The sequence below is a fragment of the Vibrio sp. A1-1 genome, from assembly GCF_021728175.1.
Taxonomy (GTDB): Bacteria; Pseudomonadota; Gammaproteobacteria; order Enterobacterales; family Vibrionaceae; genus Vibrio; species Vibrio diabolicus.
In genome coordinates this window covers 46942-70239 of sequence record NZ_JAKKCL010000004.1, presented here as the reverse complement: position 1 = coordinate 70239, position 23298 = coordinate 46942, and the positions used below count along the sequence as shown (strand labels likewise).

Here is a 23298-nt window from a genome sequence, read left to right as displayed (position 1 = left end):
TGGGCAACCACCGCACTTTTTGAGGGCCGTAACATGCCAGAGCTCTGTACGTTTCAATCTTTAACCACTCAGTTTGAGTTTTCGGCGGATGTCTCCGCTTATCAACGTTCAATCGGACTCATTCAACTCGCGACCGATTATGTGCTAGAAAACGAATGGCGCGAGCATTTACCCGCAGATGTTCGCTTATACACTTCACGCTTTCTCACCACAGGTACTGTCGATCCTCTGCACTTAACAGACATGCAAAACAGTATCCGCGAGTGTGTACGCACCATCGTGCCAATGTGGCCAATCAACGTCATGGCGTTTGGCTGTACGTCAGCTAGTGTGCTCATTGGCTCCGATCAAATCACTGATTTAATTCGTCAAGAGAGACCCGAAGCCATAACAACTAACCCTTGGCAAGCCGCACTGAGAGCGCTTGAACACCATCAAGCTCAAAGAATCGTTATGCTGACGCCGTATACCAATGACGTCAATCACCCACTTTATGAGTCCATGACCGAACATGGCATTGACGTTCTGGCCTTTGGGTATTTCAATCTCGACTACGATCCCCATATCCCAACCATTGGAGGACAAGACGTAGAAAATGCCTTAGCGCAGCTGCTTGAGTCGATTGATTGCACTGTGGACGCGGTATTTATTTCATGCACGAACATGCGAGTCATGCATCTACTGCCTTATTTCTCAAGCCGCTTCGGTATTCCTGTACTAAGCTCCAACCAAGTGATGCTTTGGGACGCATTGCGTTTGCTTGAGTCCGATAATTTCTCCGACGTGTCATCATCGCCCTTTCCTTGCTGATAAGGACTCGCTAAAATGCACAAAATTGCGCACTAACTGGATGAAACATGGCAAAACTTACCCTTCAAGAACAAATGCTGAAAGCTGGCTTAGTTAATGAAAAGAAACTAAAGAAAGCGAAGAAAGGCTCTAAAAAATCACGCGTTCAAGCACGCGAAGTAAAAGCGGCGGTTGAAGAGAATAAACGCCAACAGTTAGAGCGTGATAAACAATTGAGCGAACAGCAAAATGCCGAGCGTTTGAATAAAGAGATCAAAGCGCAAATCAATCAATTGATTGAGATGAACAAGATCGACTTAAAAGATGGCGATATTAAGTACAACTTCACCCATGGCACCTTGGTTAAGTCACTGTATGTTGATGCTCTCATCCGTGAACAGTTGATTAAAGGCATTCTAGCCATTGCGATTGTCGGTGAAAGCTACGTTGTCATTCCACGCGGAGTAGCGAATAAAATAGCTCAACGTGATGAATCCGTCATCATCGAACAGAAAGAACCAGAATCGGACATTCCAGCAGAAGACGATCCATACGCAGATTTCGTCGTGCCAGATGACTTGATGTGGTAACAACAAACAATAGATGCATCAACGAAAAGAGCCGCTGATATAACATCAGCGGCTCTTTTTTAATAGAAAAATACGCTACAGAAATGATATGCGTTATTGCTTACTTAGTAGCAAATTCACACCAGATGCAGCTAAAAACAGCGAACATCCCCGATTAAAACGTTTCGCCATTTTTGGATTTGAAAACCAATGTCTAAGGTACAAACCAAAAATCGCGTAAATTGAAATGGCGACCATTTCTAAAATCAAAAACGTGGAGCCAAGGGCAAAAAACTGCTCTTGAACGTTGGCGTTCACGTCTACAAACTGCGGCAAAAATGCAGTAAAAATAAGAATCGCCTTCGGGTTACCGGCGGCAAGCGTAAACTCTTGTTTCGCAAGCCCTGCATAGTTGCGTGAGTTCGTTAACTCAGAGATCGGGCTCGATTCAGAACGCCAAAGGTTGAATGCAATCCACAATAGGTACAACGCACCCACCAGCTTTAACGCTAAAAACAGCATTTCTGATGTGTACAAAATCACGGCGAGACCAGAGGCAGACAACGCGATCATGCCAGAAAATGCCGTAATACGCCCTAAACTAGCGACAAACGCGGCACGAAAACCGTAACAACGCGCATTATTCATTGCCAATAAGTTGTTTGGGCCTGGAGTCATATTCAGAGCAAAGCAAGCGGGAATAAAAAGGAGGAGCTTCCAAATATCCATGATAAAAAATGGCCTTAATTTTTAGTAATAGCCCGCACCGTAACATTGGCTGCTAGAATGAGTAAATAAAAATTCTACGCTAGAGCATTTCCGCTTCAAACCGAGCTGCTCTGGCTTGCGCAATCGTACAGTGCGTTTCTGTCATCAACTCCGCCAAAGTGATATTTGGGTTTTGCACCACCAACCGAATCAGTTTTTCTTCCAACGGCTCCAGTTTGTCCTGATGAATGGATAACCCTTTCTCCAACTTATTCATCACAAACCTTAGCTCTTCATACTGCCCTGCTTTTAGCTGATCAAGTAACGCTTTTAAGTTCAAAGCTTCTCCAGAAACTTGCCAATGACGTGAGCGCCTAACTCGCTTAACGTCACACCCGCAATCCGCCGCAATGACTTTAATGCGTTTAGCATTCTCACCGCCAATGCGATGAATCAGAGAGGGCAGCGACACAATAATGTCGTCATCTTTCATCCGTTACTCTCCCACTACTGACACATTCTCTCCAACCCAAGTGAGTAGCTGTTTGGCGGCTTTGGAGAGTACCTGATTTTGGCGCACAATGTAGCCGAAATCGGTGTTTGGAAAACTAGGCAAAGGCGTGACTTCTCGGGAAAGCATTAACCTCGGATCAAGAGAGAAATCCGGCACAATGGCGGTCCCAAATCCTGCTTCTGCCCAGTCGATTTGTGCTTCCACACTGCCCACTTCCATCACGCGATGCTTAGGCAGATTTAACTCAGGTAAAGACGCATCTATCAGCTCACGGGTTCGCGTATCGTGCCCTAGCAGAATCAACGTCTGGCTCTCTTTTCGATTGTCCTGCCATTCAAAAATGTTATCGCCAAACGCACACCAGTGAATTTGCGTGAGAGGCGTAAAATGCAGCGGTTGACTCTCTTTTTGTGCGATAACAAAGCCGATATCGGCACGCGCACTTTTCACCAAGTCCACTGCTTGAGAAGACGTGGTATTGAACAATGCCAAGTCGATACCCGGGTATTCACTTTTGAATTGCTGAAATGGTTTGATAAGCAGTAAACGTGAAACGATATCGCTCGCCGCAATAGAAAGCGTTCCTTGCGTAAGATCGTTGATGGCATTGAGATCCGATTGGCAAATTTGCAGCTCATTAAGCATCCGCTGCGCCGTATCTAACAAACGCTTCCCCGCCTGCGTCAGCTGTACAGGATTTCGCTCAATCAATTTAGTACGCGTGGCCTGCTCCAACTGCTTGATATGCAAACTTACGTTCGGCTGCGTCATGTGCAGTTCCGTCGCTGTTTTGCCGAAATGTTTTACCTCTGCAAGAGTTACGAAGGTTCGCAGCCAGTTCAAATCTAACATTGCCAATTCCGATATGGGATTCTTATCAAGTTAATGAGTATAATTAATTTCTCTTATTATGGCGAACGCCTTAAGATTTTTTCATCTGTTTTTGGAGATTAAATTATGTCGTCTATCGTTGTTGTGGGTGCAAACTGGGGTGATGAAGGCAAAGGCCGCATCGTTGACTTTTTGGCAGAGCAAGCTTCTGCGAGCATTCGTTTCCAAGGTGGTAACAACGCGGGTCATACCGTGGTTAACGACCTAGGTACGTTCAAGCTGCACCAGCTACCAAGTGGCGTTTTCAACCCAGACTGTTTGGCAGTATTAGGTCCGGGTATGGTTATCAGCCCTGCGTTGCTGTCTCAGGAGATTGCGGAAGTTGAAGAAGCGGGCGTAAAAGTGAATATGTGCATCTCTGATCGCTCAACACTGTGTCTACCTCTACACGCACTAGAAGATACGCTAGAAGAACAACGTTTAGGCGACAAAGCATACGGCTCAACTCGTCAAGGTATTGCACCTGCGTACGGTGACCGCGTAATGAAGAAAGGCATCCTAGTTGGTTGGTTGAAGCAACCAGAAGTATTGGTTGAACGCCTTCAATTCATGATGGATTGGAAACTGCCACAACTGCGTGCGCTTTACCCGACGTTCGAGTTTGAACAAACCGCTGAAGAACTGGCGAACTGGCTGCTAGAAGTCTCTGCACCTTGGCGCGATTCAATTTGCAACGTAACGCTTCCTCTAAAAGAACTACAAGCGAAAGACAAAACTCTATTGTTCGAAGCGCAGCTTGGCGCGGGTCGTGACCTTGTTTACGGTGAGTACCCTTGGACAACATCTTCTAACGTTGTATCAATGTACGCGGGTATCGGCAGTGGTCTTCCAGCACTTCGTCCTGAACGCGTTATTGCGGTTGCAAAAGCATTCAGCTCATCAGTAGGTACTGGTACGTTGATCACTGCAATGGAAGAGCAAGATGCTTTCCGAGAACTTGCAGGCGAGTTCGGTGCAACTACAGGTCGTCCGCGCGATATGGGTTACTTCGACGCAGTCGCTACGAAGAATGGCGTTGAACTGCAAGCCGCAACTGAAATTGCACTAACGAAAGTAGACTGTTTGACTGGTCTTAACGATCTGAAAATCTGTGTTGGCTACGAAGGCGACCACAGCGAAAACCCAATCTGGCCTCAAACTGCATCTCTTGCGCCAATCTACGAGAAGATGGAAAGCTGGAGCGAAGACATCACAGGTTGTCGTCAGTTTGAAGAACTACCAGTAGCAGCACAGAAATACGTTCTACGCATTGAGGAACTCATGGGCGTACCAGTAAAAATGGTGTCTGTGGGTCCTGGTCGTGAACAAATGATTATGCGATAAGATGTGAATTAACACATCATTGGCAAGCGGCTTTTATCTGTTCCGGGGTAAAGCCGCTTTTTTTTTACACTGTAAACTTTGAAGAAATTGCACTTCTCAATTCGTGTCTAGTAACCTAATCGCGCCTCCCTTCCCTCTTTATTTCCCAATCAATAGATTAGAGCATATAACGCATTATGCACGTTATTAGTACATCTCACTTGTTAAAGAAGCACGTTATTTAAGTTAATTGTTTGAATTAACGTTCTTTAACTGATTGCTTGATCACGATCTTCATCTGCAATTTGTTGAACTAGTGCTCAAAAAATCTAACCCGCTGTTTTTAGGATAGATGAGTTCCCCAACATCCAACCTAATAGCAGGTGATTCCTATGACGAAAAATCTTTTCCGCCTCAGTACGATAACTCTCGGTTTATGCATCAGTTCGTTCTCTTTTGCGCAATCCGATCTTCCGAACATTAAAATCCTTGCCACTGGTGGCACCATAGCTGGAGCAGGTCAATCTGCAACCGAGTCAAACTACACAGCAGGTAAAGTCGGCGTTGAATCATTGATTTCTGCGGTGCCGAGTATGACCAACATTGCCGATATTTCTGGAGAGCAAGTGGTCAGTATCGGTTCACAAGATATGAATGATGAGGTATGGCTTAAATTAGCCAAACGCGTCAACGAACTGCTCGCTCAAGATGATGTTGACGGTATCGTCATCACGCATGGTACCGATACGTTAGAAGAAACCGCTTACTTCCTTGATCTGACCGTCAAGAGCAAAAAACCAGTCGTGATTGTCGGTGCAATGCGTCCTTCCACCGCAATGAGTGCTGATGGCCCAGTTAATTTATACAGAGCCGTCGTGACAGCCACCGATGAAGATTCTGAAGGGCGCGGCGTGTTAGTCGCGATGAATGACACTATATTCGATGCGCGAGACGTAACTAAAACAAACACCACTTCCGTCAGTACTTTCCAGTCACCTAACTTTGGCCCTATCGGTTACATTCATAATAGCGATGCCAAATATCAACGAAGCCCAGAGCGTAAACACACCACAGAAACACCATTCGATGTATCAAAACTTAACACACTACCTAAAGTAGGTATTGTTTATAACTATGCAAATGCGTCGAGCTTACCAGTCAAAGCCTTTGTTGATGCCAAGTTTGACGGTATTGTAAGTGCTGGTGTTGGTAATGGTAACTTGTACCACACGGTCTTTGATGAGCTAGAAAAAGCGAGCAAAGATGGCGTTGTTGTTGTAAGGAGCTCCCGAACGCCTAGCGGCTCAACCACTTTGGATGCTGAAATTGATGACGAAAAATATGGCTTTGTTGCCTCAGGCACACTAAACCCACAAAAAGCACGTATCTTACTGATGCTGTCACTGACTCAAACCAAAAACTATCAAGACATCCAAAAGATGTTCCAATACTATTAATTCTGTGTAAGGCATCTTTAGATGCACAAGAGGAGGTGTTACTCGCCTCCTCTTGCACACGACGATGTTGGCGCCCCTGGTTAACCAAACAAACGGCGTTTCATCCCTGCTTTTTCAAGAATACGCGTTGTGATCTCTTCCACAGAGAGAGAGGACGTATTGATATATGGGATCGCCTCTCTTCTAAACAACGCCTCTACGGTGTCTAGCTCCAACTTACACTGCTCAGTACTGGCGTAATCACTTCCAGACAAACGATTCTCACGGATTTCAGTCAAACGTTCAGGGTCGATAGTAAGCCCGAACAATTTATGACGATGGATCTCAAACTCAGGCAACAAACGCATCATCTTCACGTCTTCCGCGATAAATGGATAGTTCACGACACGCAAACCAAACTGCATCGCCATATATAGGCTGGTGGGGGTTTTCCCGCTGCGCGATACTCCCAGCAGGATGATATCGGCTTGCTCCAACCCTTTTAGCGTGATGCCATCATCATGCGCCAATGTATATTCAATGGCCGCGATACGGTCGAAATAGGTATCGGAATCTTTCCCCACACTGCGAGAACGCTGCAACTTGGGTTTTGGTGCCATCTGAATGTCGTCTTGCACTTTCTGTACAATGCTTTCCAACACATCGTAGCTGTATGCAGGCGCTTCCAGCAGCATTTCACGTACGTCTGGCACCACGATAGAGAAAAACACCAGAGGTTTGACGCCATTGCGTTGGTAGGAAGTTTCAATTTCTTTTACAACGTCAGCAACTTTGTCCTGGCTTTCTACGAACGGAAAGGTTTTTTCGTTAGGAATGAACGGAAATTGACCGAGAACAACATGCCCTAATGTCTCACATGTTATCGCCGTACCGTCAGAAACATAGAACACATCACGACTTTGGTTATTTATTTGCATTTCTGTTTAATTTTTCAAAATCTTTTGAGTAGGATGGTAAACATAATATTAATAAATCAGTTTGGCTTTCAGTTAGGTTCACCACAGCTTTAAAAATTCTTTTGAATTTTTTTCAGCCAGAACGTAATCGTTTGCCTTTGATATCAATCTAAATGAAGCAATGTATGGTCAACGTGTAATAACAGCCAACATGCGATTGTTTAGAGCGATTTAAGTCCCCCTACTAAGCTGCAATGTTTCTGGAGAAAGACATGCAAAAGAACACCCTCTGGTTCAATGGCCTATCCATGGATGATGTCGACAAAGTCGGCGGTAAGAATGCTTCACTTGGCGAAATGGTTTCTAACCTAGCGAACGCAGGCGTTTCTGTACCAAATGGTTTTGCGACAACCTCATACGCGTTTAACCAATTCCTTGACCACGAAGGTTTGGATGAGCGTATTCACCAATTACTTGATGAACTAGACGTTGAGGATGTGGAAGCTCTGCGTAAGACAGGTGCAACCATCCGTCAATGGGTATTAGAGGCCCCTTTCCCTGCGGACCTTGAACAAGAAATCCGTGAAAACTATCAAGAACTGATTGAAGGCAACCCTGAGCTTTCAGTCGCAGTTCGTTCATCTGCTACGGCAGAAGACCTGCCTGATGCCTCTTTTGCTGGTCAGCAAGAAACGTTTTTGAACGTGAAAGGCATCGATGCAGTACTAGAAGCAACTAAGCACGTTTACGCTTCTCTATTTAACGACCGTGCGATCTCTTACCGTGTACACCAAGGTTTCGACCACCGTGGTATCTCGCTATCGGCGGGTATCCAACGTATGGTGCGTTCAGACAAAGCTTCTTCGGGTGTAATGTTTACGCTTGATACTGAGTCTGGTTTCGACCAAGTTGTCTTCATCACCTCTTCATGGGGCCTAGGTGAAATGGTCGTTCAAGGCGCAGTAAACCCTGATGAATTCTACGTTCATAAGCCAATGCTTGAAGCAGGTGAGCACCCGATCGTTAAGAAAACATTTGGTTCTAAGTTGATCAAAATGATCTACTCTGACAACCAAGAGATCGGCAAACAAGTTGATATCGTTGATACTTCTGATGAAGAGCGCAACACGTTCTCACTGAACGACGAAGAGATCAAAGAGCTCGCCAAACAAGCAATGATCATCGAGAAGCACTACCAGCGTCCAATGGACATTGAGTGGGCAAAAGATGGCATCGACGGCAAGCTGTACATTGTTCAAGCGCGTCCTGAAACCGTATGTTCACAAACGGAACAAAACGTGATTGAGCGCTACGAGCTACAAAACAAAGCAGATGTTTTGATTGAAGGTCGTGCAATCGGTCAACGTATCGGTAAAGGTGCAGTGCGTTTGGTTGACTCTCTGGACCAAATGTCATTGGTTCAGGAAGGTGATGTGTTGGTTACAGACATGACTGACCCAGACTGGGAACCAGTGATGAAGAAAGCTTCTGCTATTGTTACCAACCGTGGCGGACGTACTTGTCACGCAGCAATCATTGCTCGTGAACTTGGTATTCCTGCAATCGTTGGCTGTGGCGATGCGACAAGCAAACTGACTGATGGCGCAACAGTAACAGTATCTTGTGCAGAAGGCGAAACGGGTTACGTTTACCAAGGTGAACTTGAGTTTGATGTAAAACGCTCTTCTGTTGATGAACTGCCACTGCTGCCGACCAAAGTGATGATGAATGTGGGCAACCCAGATCGCGCATTCGACTTTGCTCAGATTCCAAACGAAGGTGTTGGCCTTGCTCGTCTAGAGTTCATCATCAACAAGATGATCGGTATTCACCCAAAAGCATTACTTAACTTTGATGCGCAAAGCGATGAGCTAAAAGCAGAAATCAAACAGCGCATTCGTGGTTACAAAGATCCTATCGATTTCTACGTAAGCAAACTGACTGAAGGCATCGCGACTATCGCTTCTGCTTTCTGGCCAAAACGCGTTATCGTTCGTATGTCTGACTTTAAGTCGAACGAATACAGCAACTTGGTTGGTGGTAAAGCCTACGAACCGCATGAAGAAAACCCAATGCTTGGCTTCCGTGGTGCGTCTCGTTACATTTCTCCAGTGTTTGAAGATTGCTTCGAGTTAGAAACTCAAGCTATCAAGCGCGTTCGTAACGAAATGGGTCTGAAAAACGTTGAAATCATGATCCCATTCGTGCGTACACCAAGCGAAGCTGCATCAGTGATTGATTTGCTAGCGAAGTTTGATCTGCGCCGTGGCGACCAAGGTCTTAAAGTCATCATGATGTGTGAACTGCCGTCCAACGCGGTACTTGCCGATGAGTTCTTGAAGTACTTTGATGGCTTCTCGATTGGTTCAAACGACATGACTCAGCTAACGCTTGGTCTGGACCGTGACTCTGGCGACGTTGCTCACCTATTTGATGAGCGTAACGCGGCGGTGAAAATCATGCTGAAAATGGCAATTGACGCAGCAACCAAAGCTGGCAAGTACGTGGGTATTTGTGGTCAGGGCCCATCAGATCATGAAGATTTGGCGGAATGGTTGATGGAGCAAGGCATCAGCTCTGTTTCACTAAACCCAGACACCGTTATCGATACTTGGTTACAGCTCGGTAAAGTTAGCAGCAAGTAACGCGCTAAAAACTTAAGCCCTCACACTCCCCTTGTGAGGGCTTTGTTATTCATACGTCATTTCACAATCAGTTCGTGATTCCTCTCTCAAGTTCGTCATTTAGTCAATTTCATTATCAAAGTCTGATGACCTAAAATGAATGGTATATCGATAACTCCAGAGAGAATTTGATGAAAAAGCCTATCGCACTCCTTACTACATTGATGCTCCTGTCATCCCCTGCTTATGCCGATTGGGATGAAATTTCCAATAAAATGTCTGAGCTTGGCGACGCAGTTTCTGATACTGCCCAAGATGCTTGGGACGATACCAAAGCGTTTTCAAAACAAGCGTGGCAAGATTTCACGAACTGGTCCGAGGAAGCAATCAATACCGCGGGCGAGTGGACAGAAGCTAGTATCGAGAAAAGCAAAGAATGGATAGATGCAGCCGACAAGAAAATTGATGAACTGATGGAAGGCGACACGCCAGAAGAAGCTCGCCAAGCCGTAGACTTAATGGCGGATAGTGCTTTGCTCAAGTTGTTTAATGAAAAGCCAGAGGCCAAAGCCATTTACGACAACGCTTACGGCTACGCGGTCTTTGATTCTCGTAAATTGTCTTTATTGTTTCACACCAACTCAGGGTCAGGTGTCGCTGTCAATAAGGAAACAGAAAAACGCACTTATATGAATATGTTTGGTTTGGGCGTCGCACTTGGGGCTGGTGGCAAGTTTTACCAACAAGTGATTCTGTTTGAGAGCAAAGAAGACTTTGACACTTTCGTCAACGAAGGATGGGAAGCGACCAGTGAAGCCTCTGCTGTAGCTGGCGAAGATTCTGAGCAACTTTCAAAGCAATTTAACAGTGGCGTCGCCGTTTATCAGTTGAATGCAAAAGGCTTGCTCATCGATGCCAACGTGTCTGGTTCTAAATATTGGGTTAACGAAGAGCTCACCAACTCGCAGTAACGCATAGCAACTAATCGCTTAAATAGAACGGTTGTTATGCACCCTTATCAATAAGTTAACGTAGCTATGACTCCTCAAAACTGAGTACTTGTGCAACTTTCTCATGGGAAGTCACCAGAAGATGGTGACTTCCCTTTCTCGTTGGATGGCTTTTCGTTATGCTTGCCCAAAACCATCTGCGATTCGGTATCCCATGCCTGACAATAACTTTAATAATCTGCTGGCAGAAGCAATTTCTGCTCTTAATACGCCTAACTTTACTCCTAAGCTTATGCGTGTCATTCGCACTCTTTTTCATTTTGATTGCGCGGTTATTTTAGGTTATCGAGAAGGTAAACATCCTATCTATCTCTACGACTCGATTGAGAACGAGCGAGAGTTACTTTTTCAACGCTACCTTACTGACTCATTTCAAAATGACCCTTTTTTTCTCAAACTAAACGAGACAAAGCAACAAGGCGTATTTACGCTCAAAGACGTAGCACGCAAAGGCGTTGATTTTACTTCCTACTGCGAACAGTTCTACCATCAGACAGGGTGGAAAGACGAACTGAGCATGCTAGTCGAAGTCGAACCTGGCCGTTGGGTCATGTTGTACTTCGGGTATATGAATGATGGAAAATACTTTTCTCAACAGCAAATCAATAAATTAAAGCCCTACTTCCCGATAATTCAATCGCTTTGTCAGCAGCACTGGAAACAAACGGAGTTTACCTTTTCTGAGCCTGTTTTTGCCCAGAGTGCTTATTCTGGCAGTATGCGATTAGCCATTGAGCAAGCTTTAGCAACATTTGGCGTAGAATCACTCACTCGTCGCGAGCAAGAGGTGGCTTCACTTCTCGCTCAAGGGTTTGACACCAAAGAAATTGCCGCGCGGTTACACTTAGTGCAAGGCACGGTCAAAAATCATCGAAAACGCATTTACTCGCAGTTAAATGTGTCTTCATTGAGTGAGTTATTCCAGCTTTTCCTCAATCACCTTATTCTCCATTCAAGATAAAAAACTGTCCCTTAAGGGATATATCGACAAAAGGTGTCGCGTTTTAGTCTGAATACAACAACCATCAAGACAGACAAAAAGAATGACGACACCATTACTGCAAGATTTACAAGATCGTGGCTTGATTGCACAAGCCAGCGATTTGGAAGAAATTCAGACACTTCTCTCACAGCCACAAACCGTTTACTGCGGCTTCGATCCTACAGCAGGCAGCTTGCACATCGGCCACCTCGTGCCTTTGATTATGCTTAAGCGCTTTCAAGATGCCGGACACCAGGCTATAGCCTTGATTGGCGGTGCAACGGGCATGATTGGCGACCCAAGCTTTAAAGCGACCGAGCGCAGTCTGAATTCTTCAGAAATCGTCTCAGGTTGGGTTAACGATCTTTCTAATCAAATTCAGCAGTTGATGAACCACCAACTGACCAAGCCAATGATCATGGTGAACAATGCTGACTGGATGAAAGCGATCAACGTCATCGACTTCTTCCGTGATGTAGGTAAGCACTTTTCGATCAATACCATGATCAACCGGGAGTCGGTAAAGCAACGCTTGCAACGCCCTGATCAAGGCATATCTTTTACCGAATTTAGCTACGCTCTGCTGCAATCGTACGATTTTGCCGAGCTAAACCGTCAATACGATTGTCGTTTGCAAATCGGTGGCAATGACCAATGGGGAAACATCGTCAGTGGGATCGATTTAACTCGTCGCCAAAATGGTGAGCAAGTATTTGGCTTAACTCTGCCGCTGATCACCAAATCCGATGGCACCAAATTTGGCAAAACCGAAGGCGGCGCAGTGTGGCTAGATCCTAGCAAAACCTCACCTTACGCCTTCTACCAGTTCTGGCTTGGCGCAGAAGACGCCGACGTTTACCACTTCTTGCGTTACTACACGTTCTTGAGCTGCGAAGAAATTGCCAGCATTGAAGCGCAAGACCAAGCAAGCCAAGGCAAGCCACAAGCACAACGTATTCTCGCTGAAGAAATGACGCGATTTGTTCATGGCGAAGACGGCCTATCTAGTGCCGAGCGCATCACTCAAGCACTGTTCAGCGGTAATGTGCAACAACTGAGTTTGGGTGAATTAAAACAGTTGGAATTGGATGGTTTACCAAGCATTGAGAGTGCACAACAAGATTTGGTTGAGCTGCTGGTTGAGTCGGGTTTAGCAAGCTCGAAACGTGTTGCGCGCGAACACATCAGCAACAACGCCATCAGTGTAAACGGTGAAAAAGTGTCGGCTGATAACCCGAGTTTAAGCTTCCCACTGTTTGACCAATACTGGTTACTACAACGCGGTAAAAAGCACTTCTGCCTCGTAAAGCGTACCGCTTAACAAAGCATCGGAGTGACACCTCACAAGGCAAAGTGATATAGCGAGTTAACTGACAAGACTTTATAAGGTTAGCTCGCTCTAGTATCGGCTGTGCATACCAAAATGATGAGACATTCCATCTTCCATTCGGCCGCCTTTCCAGCCACCAGCACCGAATAAATTAAGCGCATCTTGAGCGGTATAATCGGCACCAGAAAAGAAGTCATTCGCCACATCAGAGCGGATGGCTTGCAACTCTGGTTGATTTTCCAAATCAAGATCTTGCGGATTCGCGTACAACGCCAACGCAATTTTTTGTTGGCACGTGCTTAACTCACTGGTGCTCGTCTTTACCTGACCGACGGAAAAGTACTCACGACTGCCGTATCCCACCACCAATCTGGTACTCATTAGCTTAATCACTTTCTTAATGCGGCGACGTTGTATAAATCTCAACATGTTGAAGCCCTTATTTATATTTCGATAATTAATAATAAGTTTTGTATACCACACATCAATACTCTAGAGTGTCAGGGTTTAGTACGGCGCTCAAAGAGTATGGAGTTCAAGAGTGAAAATTGACGATCTAAAACTGTTCACCAAAGTCGTCCAACTTGGCAGCTTTACAGCGGCAGCAAATGCTTTGGATTTGCCACGAGCAAATGTTAGCCGACGCATTGGAGAACTGGAACGTTACCTCGGAACGCAACTTTTTCACCGCACCACTCGCAGCCTTTCGCTGACAAACAAAGGCGATGCCTACTACCAAGATCTGCAAAAAGTGCTCACCTTGCTTGATTCGGCAAACCAGCAAGCCAGTAACGAAAGCATCGAAGTCAGAGGCAAAATCAAACTTGGCCTTCTGCCAGAAACCTATGAACCTCTTCAACCCATTTTGTTTGAATTTCAGGATCAATATCCGCAGGTTGAGCTCGACATTCGCAATATCAACAATGGCTTTATTGATATGTTTCAGCAGGGGTTGGACATCGCGCTGCACGGCGGCATGCTGTTTGATTCAGACATTGTCGCCAGAAAGATCTTAACGCTAGACCGATGTGTCGTTGCCTCACCGAACTATCTTCAAACTCACGGCACGCCCGCTACATTAGAAGAGTTGAGCGATCATCAGTGCATTTGTTTTCGTTGGCCAAATGGCAATGTCGACAACCTTTGGCACTTTCAGGAACAAAACGTAGCGCTCAAACCGAAACTCATTTCCAACAACATCGGCTTTATCAAAAGCTCCACAGTGCTAGACCGCGGCATCAGTTATATCCCAAAACTGTTGGTAAAAAATGAGCTCGAATCCGGTGCATTGGTGCAAGTATTGTCTCAATATGCCGTCACAGAAGAAACGGGGTGGTTGCTCTACCCTAAGCCGAAAACGCTGAACCAAGCTAGCCGGTTACTTATTGAACATTTGTGCAATAAAATTCCAAAACTTTTGTAGTTTACATTTATTGTCATAAAATTCGTGACATTGAATCATGCACACGCATGATTATCTGAACATCTGTGAATTATAAGATGGCGCCGAAATTATGGAGCCATCTTATGAATCATCAAATTAAAACCGCCGCGCTGAGCACTATCGCTCTCTCTCTACTCGGCTGTAATCAAGCTCAACCTCAGGTTGAGGAACCAAGCGCATCCAGACCCGTTCAAGTAATTGAAGTCAACGAAAGGAATGAAGAACTCAACAAATCATTCAGCGGGATCGTAAAAGCAAAAGAAACCGCGTCACTCTCTTTTCGTGTACCTGGCACCGTGGAAAGCGTGTTCGTAAATAAAGGCAGCGTGGTAGAAAAAGGCCAAGTCATTGCCACGCTGGACAAGCACGATTACCAAGTCTCACTAGAAGAATTACAAGCGCGCATGTTAGAAGCGCAATCAGCACACAAACTCGCGAAAGCCGAGTTAAAGCGCGTAAAACAAGCAACTTCTGATGATGCCATTGCCAGCGTAAACTTAGATCGAGCCATCAGCAGCTACGAACGTAGCGTCTCTGCCGTCAAAGTGGTTGAGAAAAACATCCAACGTGCAAAAGATGCCCTACGTTACACCACTCTACGTGCACCATTCCCTGGCATTGTTGCCGACGTTTCTATTGATCCACATGAGCAAACCTTGCCGGGCGGCAGTGTTGTGTCAATTCAGCAAGAAGGCAGCTGGGAAGTCGACATCGACGTGCCGGAAAATATGATTGCGCAATTCGCACTAGGTCAGCCAGCATCGTTGACTTGGTATGATTCGGAGCAATCCTACCGAGCAACCGTGGCAGAAATCGCGCCGAAGAAGCACCTGCTCAAACAAACCTATACCGTCACGCTAGACATCGATTCGATTTCCAGTGCGCTATTCAACGGTAAAGCAGTCACGGTTAATACCGCGCTCAACACCAGTCACTCAAGCCATTGCTTTCCTTACTCTGCAATTTTGGGTGAGAAACAAACTCTACACGTGAATGTGGTTCGTGATGCGGTTATTCATTCAGAGCCGGTCAACCTTGACTCTATCGACGCATACCAAGCGTGTGTGACCGGAAGTTTTGAGCAAGGCGATTATGTGGTGATCAGCGGTAGCCATTATCTGAGCGAGGGCGATGCCGCCCCAAACCTGACCATCAAGACGTTGTAGGTGCGAATCCATGATCAATTTAGCTGAATTCGCGATTCGCCAACGTAAGTTCGTTCTGTTCTTTATCGTATTGAGCGTGATCGCTGGCATCTATTCTTACTTCGACTTAGGCAAGTTGGAAGACCCGAGCTTTACGGTAAAAACTGCGGTAGTCGTGACCCTTTATCCGGGTGCATCTGCCGAAGAAGTCGAGCACCAAGTCACCGATACCGTGGAAACCAAGTTGCAGGAAATGGCAGAGTTGGATCGCTTGCGCTCATTGTCTCGCCCAGGTTTGTCTATGGTCTTTGTTGACCTCAAAGAGAGCCTTAACTCCAAAGCACTTCCGCAGGAATGGGACTTATTGAGACGCAAAGTGGACGATGTAAAACTGCAGCTACCTTCCAGCGCGCAGATCAGCGTAGTACAAGACGAGTTCTCTGAAGTCTACGGTATGCTTTTCTCTATCCACAGCACAGATGCTGCGCCAGAAGAGTTGCGTCGCTACGCCGAAGAGCTGCAACGCCAAATCAAAGCCGTCGACGGCATCAAAAAGATCGAGCTACACGGCGTTCAACCTCGCGTTGTACATATCGATATGCCAGACGAGCGCTTGGCTCAATATGGTTTGTCGATCGCACAAGTTTGGAACCAACTGAGCACACAAAACAGCACGTTCGAAGCGGGAAAATTCGATGCAGGTACAGAGCGTATTCGTATTGCGCAAACCAGTGAGTTTCAGTCTCTAGAAGACATCCGCAATTTAATCATCAATGGTGGCACCGGAAAGTTTGGCTCGGGGTTGATTCGTCTTGGTGACATCGCCGACATCACCATGGATTATCAAACACCAGCATTGGCAGAAAACCGCTACAACGGAGAGCCCGCTGTCACCTTGGCGGTGAGCCCAGTTCAAGGCATTAACGTGGTGTCACTTGGCGATACGATTCAAGACATCATCGCTAACTACCAAGCAACACTGCCGCTGGGTGTCGACATCTCGACCGTTGCTTATCAACCTGAAGAAGTACAAAAGTCTATCGACGACTTTGTTGGCAACCTGCTTGAAAGTGTAGCGATTGTTTTTGTGGTGTTGTTGGTTTTCATGGGCTTTAAGAGTGCAACCATCGTTGGCGCAAGCTTGCTCCTGACTATTTTGCTCACGCTTGTATACATGAACATCGCCAGCATCGATTTGCACCGTGTCTCGCTAGGTACGTTTATCCTCGCACTGGGCATGTTGGTGGATAACGCCATTGTGATCACCGATATGATGATCGCCAAGCTCAACAAAGGTATCGAGCGAACTCGCGCCGCGATTGATTCCGTCAAAGAAACCGCTGTGCCACTTTTAGGCGCAACTGTCATCGCGATTATGGGCGCAAGCCCAGTGTTGTTCTCCAAAACCGACTCCGCCGAGTTTGCGAGCTCTGTGTTCTACATTGTGGCATCGTCACTGTTGCTTTCATGGATCGTCGCGATGACGTTTACGGTATTAATGGCGTGGATGTTCATCAAGCCAAAAGCTAACAGCGAAGAGACCAAACCGAGCCGTTATAAACAGTTGGTATTCTGGACGGTGGACAACCCGCGTAAAGCGTTAGCCGCTTTGGTTCCGTTGATTTTAGTCACTGCCGTGGCAATCCCGTATGTGGCCGTGAACTTTATTCCTCAGTCGGATCGCTCAATTGTATTTCTCGATTATTGGCTACCCAATGGTGCCAAGATTGAACAAACCTCGGCAGACATGAGCAAAGTTGAAGAATGGTTGGTCGCACAACCAGAAGTGGAAAGCATCTCTAGCTATGTCGGCACCAGTGCACCGCGCTTCTCGGTAACGGTAGAACCTGAGCCGCTCGACCCTGCCTACGGCCAGATTCTGATCAACACTAAAGACTACGAGAGCATCAGTCACTTGGTGACGCGTGGTGATGATTGGCTGAAAGAGGCGTTTCCGGATGCCGAACCTCGCTTTCGAGCGCTGAAGCTGGCAACCAAAGATAAGTTCGCGGTTGAGGTGCGTTTTTCTGGTCCGGATGAAACCGTATTACATCAACTAGCGGCAGAAGCGAAAACGATTTTTGCTTCAAACCCTGATGCAAAATACATTCGCGATGATTGGCGCCAAGAAAGCAAAGTGCTCAAGCCGATTCTAAACCAAGACAAAATGCGTCAAGCAGGCATTAACCGCGCCGATGTCGCTTTCGCGCTAAAACGTGCATCAGACGGCATGCCGCTCGGACAAATGAACCTGAATGATGAGTTGATTCCAATTCAGTTACGTGGCACATCGCAAAACATGGCGTCACTAGAAACGCTACCTGTGCGCTCGCTACTTGGCTTTAACAGCGTTCCGCTTGGTCAAGTGGTGGATGGATTCGAACTGGTCACCGAAGAGAGCATGATTTGGCGACGCGACCGCGTGAAAACCATCACGGTTCAAGCGGGTGTGAGCCGAGACTCCACACCAGCGAACGTTAGAAATGCCATTAAAGATCAGGTTGAATCTATCCAACTTCCGGCGGGTTATAGCATGGAATGGGGCGGCGAATATTACGATGAAGACAAAGCGGTCACCGACATCATGAAGCAGCAACCAAAAGCAATGCTGATCATGGTGATCATCCTAGTCGCGATGTTCAACGGCTTTAAGCAGCCAATCATCATCCTCGCAACGCTACCACTGGCGGCATCAGGTGCCGTGTTTGCTCTGCTGGGATTCGATAAACCATTTGGCTTTATGGCGCTGATCGGAGCCATCACGCTGACCGGGATGATCATCAAGAATGGCATCGTACTAATGGATCAAATTGAGCTCGAACGCGCAAATGGCATGAGCTTGTCTGACGCCATCAAAGAAGCCACGGTCAACCGTACTATGGCTATTTCTATGGGTGCGTTAACGACCGCGCTCGGCATGATCCCGCTGCTGTCAGATCTGCTGTTTGACCAAATGGCGGCAACCATCATCGGAGGCTTGGCGGCCGCAACCATATTGTCACTGTTTGTCATGCCTGCGCTGTATCGCCTTGCTTATAAAGAAAAAGCACCGTCCACACAAACCAACGCTGAGCTAGAGGAGGCGTCATCGTGAAAAAATTCATTCTAACGCCTGTCGTTCTAGCCCTAAGTTTAGCAGGTTGTGCAGTGGGCCCCGACTACCAAGCACCGACCACCAGCATGGCAGAAACCTACTTGAACGCCGAAAATGCAGGCTTGAGTACCGATTCACAACACATTGAGTTTTGGTGGACTAAGTTTCACGATCCGGTGTTGAATCAAATGGTTCAAGACATGCAGAGCCAAAACATTCCGCTGAAAGTGGCGGCCGAGCGGGTGAAAATGGCCAACAACTATAAAACAATGGTGGAGTCATTCAAAGTGCCAACGATTAATCTCGGTGCGGGTTACATGAACTATCAGTTCAGTAAAAATGACTCTTCACTCGGTCCAATATTGAACCCTCTCAGTGATTCCGTGTCGGGTCTGCCACCTCAAATTGGTAACGTCACCCTAATGGATAATCAGCACGATGGCGTATTTGCAGGCGCGAGTATCGCTTGGGAGGCTGAGCTGTTTGGGCGTATTGACCGCCAAGCAAACGCGGCACAAATTCGTCTCGAACAAGCTCAGATTTATCAAAGCGGCTTGAACACGGTGATCACGGCGGATTTGATTCACAACTACTTGCAATACCTAGGCGCAAGCGAGCGCCTTGAGTTAGCAAAGTCGAACTTAGAAGATCAACGACGCACACTCGACCTCGTCGGAAAAGTCGTGCGCAGCGGCTACGGTTCTGATCTCGATTTAGCCCAAGCAAAGGCCACGCTTGCGGCGATGGAATCGCTCGTTCCGCAGTTAGAGATTGCACAACAAGCGCACAAACATCGTTTAGCGGTGCTGCTTGGCGAGCCGCTAGCGCAAGTCGAAATCCGTCTGTCTAAGCAACATAGTGTACCTGTCATGCAAGACATGGTGCCGGTCGGTTTACCTTCCGATCTGTTGAAGCGTCGTACCGATATTCGCTTAGCCGAGCGCGAAATGGCCGCGCTCAATGAAGAGTTAGCAGCAAGCGTTGCTGATCAATATCCGAAGTTCTTTTTGACGGGCTCTCCGGGGTTGTCGGCGTCAAGCTTTGACGATCTCTTCAGTAGCGATTCTTTCGGTTGGATGGGCGCGGCTGGCGTAAGCTGGAACTTGTTCGATGGGGGGCGTGGCAAGGCGATTGAAGCCATCAACCAAGCGCGTTTTGATTCGGCGACATTGTCTTATCAACATACGGTAGAGGCGGCTTTGGCGGAAACCGAATCCACGCTGTTTACTTATGGCCGCAGCCAAGAAAATCAGCGCCGAATCGATGAGGCATTGAAAGCCACCAATAACGCCGTCAACAAAGCTAAGTCACTGTACCGCGCCGGCTTGATTGATCATTTGTCGGTTTTGGATGCGCAACGTCAGCAACGCATGATGCAAGATCAGCGAGTCGCGGCAAAGTTACAAACCGCACACGCTACGATTGCGCTCTACAAATCGCTTGGTGGTGATTGGACGCTACAACCAGAAGCACAACCCGACACGAATGCCAAAGGTTAGGTTTCTTACAAGCCTCACACCTTTGCGTCATAACGGATGCCGTTAAATCGGTTAAAAAGAGGCCACTTGGATGGCCTCTTAGTTTGTGAGGCAAATATTTCTACCACCTATACCCTCTCTAGGTTGTATAATGCATGCTCTGAAATATTTTGTTACGTTACCTCGGTAACACCTGAGATTACAACATGAACAACAGCAGATGGGTCGGCTTTATAGGCGGCACGATTGTCTTACTTAGTACCTTTATCCTCTTCGGATCTTCCGTCCACGCTGCTTGGTACCGAATCCCTGCGGAGGCCATTCATGGTATCGCCTTCACTCTGGCTTTTGGTTTAGGGTTAAACAGCCTACTGGCGTACGCGACGGCAATGCTTACTCTCGCAGCGCTATTCTACATAGGTTTTGTTGTTGGCTACCGTATTCATCAGAAACTTAAATAACCTTCTGTCTCAACCTGAGCTTAATAACTGATACTTGATAACTAAAAAGGGAGCAAAGGCCCCCTTCTCAGATATCAGCATATAGATGCTCTATGCCCGTTTTAATCATTAAGGTGGTATACCCTCAACGACTGCTGCATGCCGAAAACATCATCACCTAAATACTCAACCGTCATTGGAACGTTGGTCAGCAGAGTAAAACTGGAGTCACTGAACCTTCCATCAACATCACTTTCCAAATGAACAAAAAACGCAGGCTTGTCAGCAATCAATGTAATTTGGCTTCCTTCAATAGAGACATCAATATTGGCTTTTGCCATAGGCAAAGTTTTCAGCTCATGAGTGCAAAACCATGTGTTGCTTATTCTGTCTTCACCGATTTGCGCTTCAACATAGAAGAAGCCTGACGTAAGCTCATCCTTCTCAACCGATTCATCCAATTGCCACAAAATCGTATTGCTGTCTGCTATGACCGTTTGTTCTAAGCTCCAACATTGCTTTTCTTCCCCTTGCCAATCTACCCACTTGAGCAGTGCGTTGACGCTTGCGGGCTCTTTGGCATCATTGAGCAAATGCAGGCTCAACTTGCCTGTATGCTCGGAAAATACCAAATACTGCGGCGCAAAAAAGCGTTTTGCATGGTAGTGCAACTGCTTCCAACGACCACTGTATTCCAAGCTAGACCAAGAACTGACAGGCCAGTTGTCGTTGAGTTGCCAATACAGCATGCCGCGACAAACTGGAGAAATGGCACGCCAATGATCGCACGCAGTTTTGATCGCGATTGCCTGCTGAACTTGGCTTAAATACAGCATGTTCTCGAATCCAGAGGGAAAACGGAAATAACGCGTGAACATCTCTGTGATGATACTGTTACCACGAGGATTCTTCTGATGTTGTTCAAAGGTTAGGGACGTGATATTCCAATCTTGCTCCGGGACAAACTGCTTAACTTCTGCAAAAGATGGCCAAGATTGAAAACCAAACTCAGAGCAAAAACGAGGATTCACGTCAAGGTAGGCATTGAATGATTTTCCTGAATGCCAAACGTCCCAAAAGTGCATATCACCTTTACTATCATCATGCCACGCGTCACCGAAATCCAGTTCACCATTACACGGGGAACTTGGCCAGAAACGACGAGCGCTATCGTGCTCAGTAATCACCTGCTCAATCATGCGGTTGAGGCGATCGTAGTTAACCGTGTATTTGACTTTATTGTGCTTAGATTCTTCGTACCAACCAATAGCTCCAATCACTTCATTATCACCACACCAAAGTGCTATTGATGGGTGCTCCTTAAGCCTCGGAATTTGGTATCGAAGCTCATCTTCGACCTCTTTTAAGAAGTCATTATCAGATGGGTACAGTGAACATGCGAACATCATGTCTTGCCACACTAACAAGCCGAGCTCATCACACAGATTGTAAAAGCTCTCGCTCTCGTACTGACCTCCACCCCACACACGTATCATATTCATGTTAGCATCAACCGCACTTTGCAAAAGGTTGCGATAACGTGTTTCGCATTCTCGCCCCGGCATTGCGTCAACAGGGATCCAGTTGGCACCTTTGGCATTAATTGGTACGCCATTAACGATAAACTCCATCGCAGAGCCATGTTCATCAGCTTGGTTATTTAGGGTTAACTGACGCAAACCAACGTTGCGCGTTAACTTTTGCTCTCTGCAAGAAATGGTAATGGGGTAAAGATAAGCTTCGCCATAACCTGATGGCCACCAGCGTTGAGGCTCCGAAATGTGGAACTGGCAGTGATAGTGGCCACTTCCTTTTGTTTGAATACATTGACGCTCACCATTAAATTCAACAATCAGTTCATGGCGTTGACTGTCCGTTTCCACTTCAACTACTACATCAAGAAACACACTCTCATCGGCTTGCCATTGCTGCTCTGTCGAGAAGCCTTTGAGCCAAAGCTCATTCACAATGTCGATTTGAATGGGGTCGTAAATACCCGATACCATCAAGCAAATGCCCCAGTCCCATCCGGAATGACATTGGGTTTTTCGGATCAAATTCATGTGTGGAATTTGGTTGTTGCCCATTGCCGATGGAATAGGAAATGGTAGTTTTTTTGCTCTTGCGATACCTTCTAAATCCACCCGAGAAAACTCAACCTGAATCGTGTTAGTACCTTGCTTTAAATGCGGTTTAATATCCACACGTTGCTGGGTAAACATGTTGCTGCAAGTTAGTGCTAACTCACCATTAACATAGAAAGTTGCCAAGGTATCGACACGAGTTAGCGTCATCCAAACTTGCTTGGCAGACAACGTAAACGCGTCGACTTCAAACTCACGCGAGATATGCCACTCACACTCTTCAATCCAACGAACTTTGTTTTCATTATCGGCAAAATAAGGATCCGGAATGCGCTCTGCTTGTAAAAGCGCCGAAATATTATCGCCCGGAATAGACATTGGAATTTCAATATCGGGACGCTGTGGCGAGGTAAGTAACCACTGTCCATTAAGTTCGAAGTGAGCCATTGAGTAAACCTCAGTTTGGAGAAGAAACATGTTTGCTCAATGTAATCCTGAGTAATCCATGCAAAAACAAGGGAAATGTTATTTACATACGAAA

At 46.4% G+C, this 23298-nt stretch carries 19 protein-coding genes; 13 read left to right on the top strand and 6 right to left on the bottom strand.

Features of this window, described 5'->3' with window-relative positions:
* Nucleotides 1-33 precede the first annotated feature (33 nt).
* Both L3V30_RS08725 and L3V30_RS08720 read left to right on the top strand, forming a co-directional pair.
* Nucleotides 34-810 (top strand): Asp/Glu racemase, encoded by a 777-nt coding sequence (locus L3V30_RS08725; protein WP_114323418.1) that lies wholly within the window; start codon nt 34-36, stop codon nt 808-810.
* Between the two features lie 47 nt (nt 811-857).
* On the top strand, nt 858-1379 hold the full coding sequence (locus L3V30_RS08720) for a DUF2058 domain-containing protein (RefSeq protein ID WP_006741387.1): 522 nt from the start codon (nt 858-860) through the stop codon (nt 1377-1379).
* Between the two features lie 93 nt (nt 1380-1472).
* Here L3V30_RS08720 and L3V30_RS08715 read toward each other — a convergent pair whose 3' ends face one another.
* From L3V30_RS08715 to L3V30_RS08705, 3 genes are all read right to left on the bottom strand, one after another.
* Complete coding sequence (locus L3V30_RS08715; RefSeq protein ID WP_006741386.1) at nt 1473-2087, bottom strand: LysE family translocator; 615 nt, start codon at nt 2085-2087, stop codon at nt 1473-1475.
* 79 nt (nt 2088-2166) lie between these two features.
* Nucleotides 2167-2559 (bottom strand): ribosome recycling factor family protein, encoded by a 393-nt coding sequence (locus L3V30_RS08710; RefSeq protein WP_237308732.1) that lies wholly within the window; start codon nt 2557-2559, stop codon nt 2167-2169.
* A gap of 3 nt (nt 2560-2562) precedes the next feature.
* Nucleotides 2563-3432 carry a LysR family transcriptional regulator gene (locus L3V30_RS08705; RefSeq protein ID WP_006741384.1) on the bottom strand — a complete coding sequence of 290 codons (870 nt, stop codon included), beginning with the start codon at nt 3430-3432 and terminating at the stop codon, nt 2563-2565.
* A gap of 105 nt (nt 3433-3537) precedes the next feature.
* Here L3V30_RS08705 and L3V30_RS08700 point away from each other — a divergent pair, with 105 nt between their 5' ends.
* Both L3V30_RS08700 and ansB read left to right on the top strand, forming a co-directional pair.
* Complete coding sequence (locus L3V30_RS08700) at nt 3538-4794, top strand: adenylosuccinate synthase (RefSeq protein WP_237308731.1); 1257 nt, start codon at nt 3538-3540, stop codon at nt 4792-4794.
* Between the two features lie 371 nt (nt 4795-5165).
* Nucleotides 5166-6230 carry an L-asparaginase 2 gene (gene ansB, locus L3V30_RS08695; RefSeq protein ID WP_237308730.1) on the top strand — a complete coding sequence of 355 codons (1065 nt, stop codon included), beginning with the start codon at nt 5166-5168 and terminating at the stop codon, nt 6228-6230.
* An 80-nt stretch (nt 6231-6310) separates the two neighbouring features.
* On the opposite strand, the gene L3V30_RS08690 is transcribed toward ansB, so the two are convergent.
* The gene (locus tag L3V30_RS08690) at nt 6311-7147 is read right to left on the bottom strand and encodes a pyruvate, water dikinase regulatory protein (protein ID WP_005392709.1); all 837 of its coding nucleotides are present in this window, start codon (nt 7145-7147) and stop codon (nt 6311-6313) included.
* A 251-nt stretch (nt 7148-7398) separates the two neighbouring features.
* Here L3V30_RS08690 and ppsA point away from each other — a divergent pair, with 251 nt between their 5' ends.
* The 4 genes from ppsA to tyrS all read left to right on the top strand — a co-directional run bounded on the left by ppsA (nt 7399) and on the right by tyrS (nt 13063).
* Nucleotides 7399-9771: a phosphoenolpyruvate synthase gene (gene ppsA / locus L3V30_RS08685; RefSeq protein WP_006741382.1), complete on the top strand. Its 2373-nt coding sequence runs from the start codon at nt 7399-7401 to the stop codon at nt 9769-9771.
* 170 nt (nt 9772-9941) lie between these two features.
* Nucleotides 9942-10721: a hypothetical protein gene (locus L3V30_RS08680; protein WP_237308729.1), complete on the top strand. Its 780-nt coding sequence runs from the start codon at nt 9942-9944 to the stop codon at nt 10719-10721.
* A 193-nt stretch (nt 10722-10914) separates the two neighbouring features.
* Nucleotides 10915-11721: a helix-turn-helix transcriptional regulator gene (locus L3V30_RS08675; protein ID WP_046876144.1), complete on the top strand. Its 807-nt coding sequence runs from the start codon at nt 10915-10917 to the stop codon at nt 11719-11721.
* Between the two features lie 82 nt (nt 11722-11803).
* Nucleotides 11804-13063, top strand: a complete 1260-nt coding sequence (tyrS, locus tag L3V30_RS08670) for a tyrosine--tRNA ligase (protein WP_237308728.1) — start codon at nt 11804-11806, stop codon at nt 13061-13063.
* A 78-nt stretch (nt 13064-13141) separates the two neighbouring features.
* On the opposite strand, the gene L3V30_RS08665 is transcribed toward tyrS, so the two are convergent.
* Nucleotides 13142-13501: a DUF6559 family protein gene (locus L3V30_RS08665; RefSeq protein ID WP_237308727.1), complete on the bottom strand. Its 360-nt coding sequence runs from the start codon at nt 13499-13501 to the stop codon at nt 13142-13144.
* A gap of 112 nt (nt 13502-13613) precedes the next feature.
* Here L3V30_RS08665 and L3V30_RS08660 point away from each other — a divergent pair, with 112 nt between their 5' ends.
* From L3V30_RS08660 to L3V30_RS08640, 5 genes are all read left to right on the top strand, one after another.
* Nucleotides 13614-14495: a LysR family transcriptional regulator gene (locus L3V30_RS08660; RefSeq protein WP_005392703.1), complete on the top strand. Its 882-nt coding sequence runs from the start codon at nt 13614-13616 to the stop codon at nt 14493-14495.
* Nucleotides 14496-14599: 104 nt separating this feature from the next.
* Nucleotides 14600-15682: an efflux RND transporter periplasmic adaptor subunit gene (locus L3V30_RS08655; protein WP_237308726.1), complete on the top strand. Its 1083-nt coding sequence runs from the start codon at nt 14600-14602 to the stop codon at nt 15680-15682.
* A gap of 10 nt (nt 15683-15692) precedes the next feature.
* A complete protein-coding gene (locus tag L3V30_RS08650) occupies nt 15693-18755 on the top strand; it encodes an efflux RND transporter permease subunit (protein WP_237308725.1) in 3063 nt (1020 codons plus the stop codon).
* The gene (locus L3V30_RS08645; protein WP_237308724.1) at nt 18752-20254 is read left to right on the top strand and encodes an efflux transporter outer membrane subunit; all 1503 of its coding nucleotides are present in this window, start codon (nt 18752-18754) and stop codon (nt 20252-20254) included. Before L3V30_RS08650 ends, L3V30_RS08645 begins: the two co-directional genes overlap by 4 nt.
* Before the next feature lie 185 nt (nt 20255-20439).
* Nucleotides 20440-20694 (top strand): hypothetical protein, encoded by a 255-nt coding sequence (locus L3V30_RS08640; protein WP_046875806.1) that lies wholly within the window; start codon nt 20440-20442, stop codon nt 20692-20694.
* 101 nt (nt 20695-20795) lie between these two features.
* On the opposite strand, the gene L3V30_RS08635 is transcribed toward L3V30_RS08640, so the two are convergent.
* Nucleotides 20796-23204 carry a glycoside hydrolase family 2 protein gene (locus tag L3V30_RS08635; protein WP_237308723.1) on the bottom strand — a complete coding sequence of 803 codons (2409 nt, stop codon included), beginning with the start codon at nt 23202-23204 and terminating at the stop codon, nt 20796-20798.
* Nucleotides 23205-23298 lie beyond the last annotated feature (94 nt).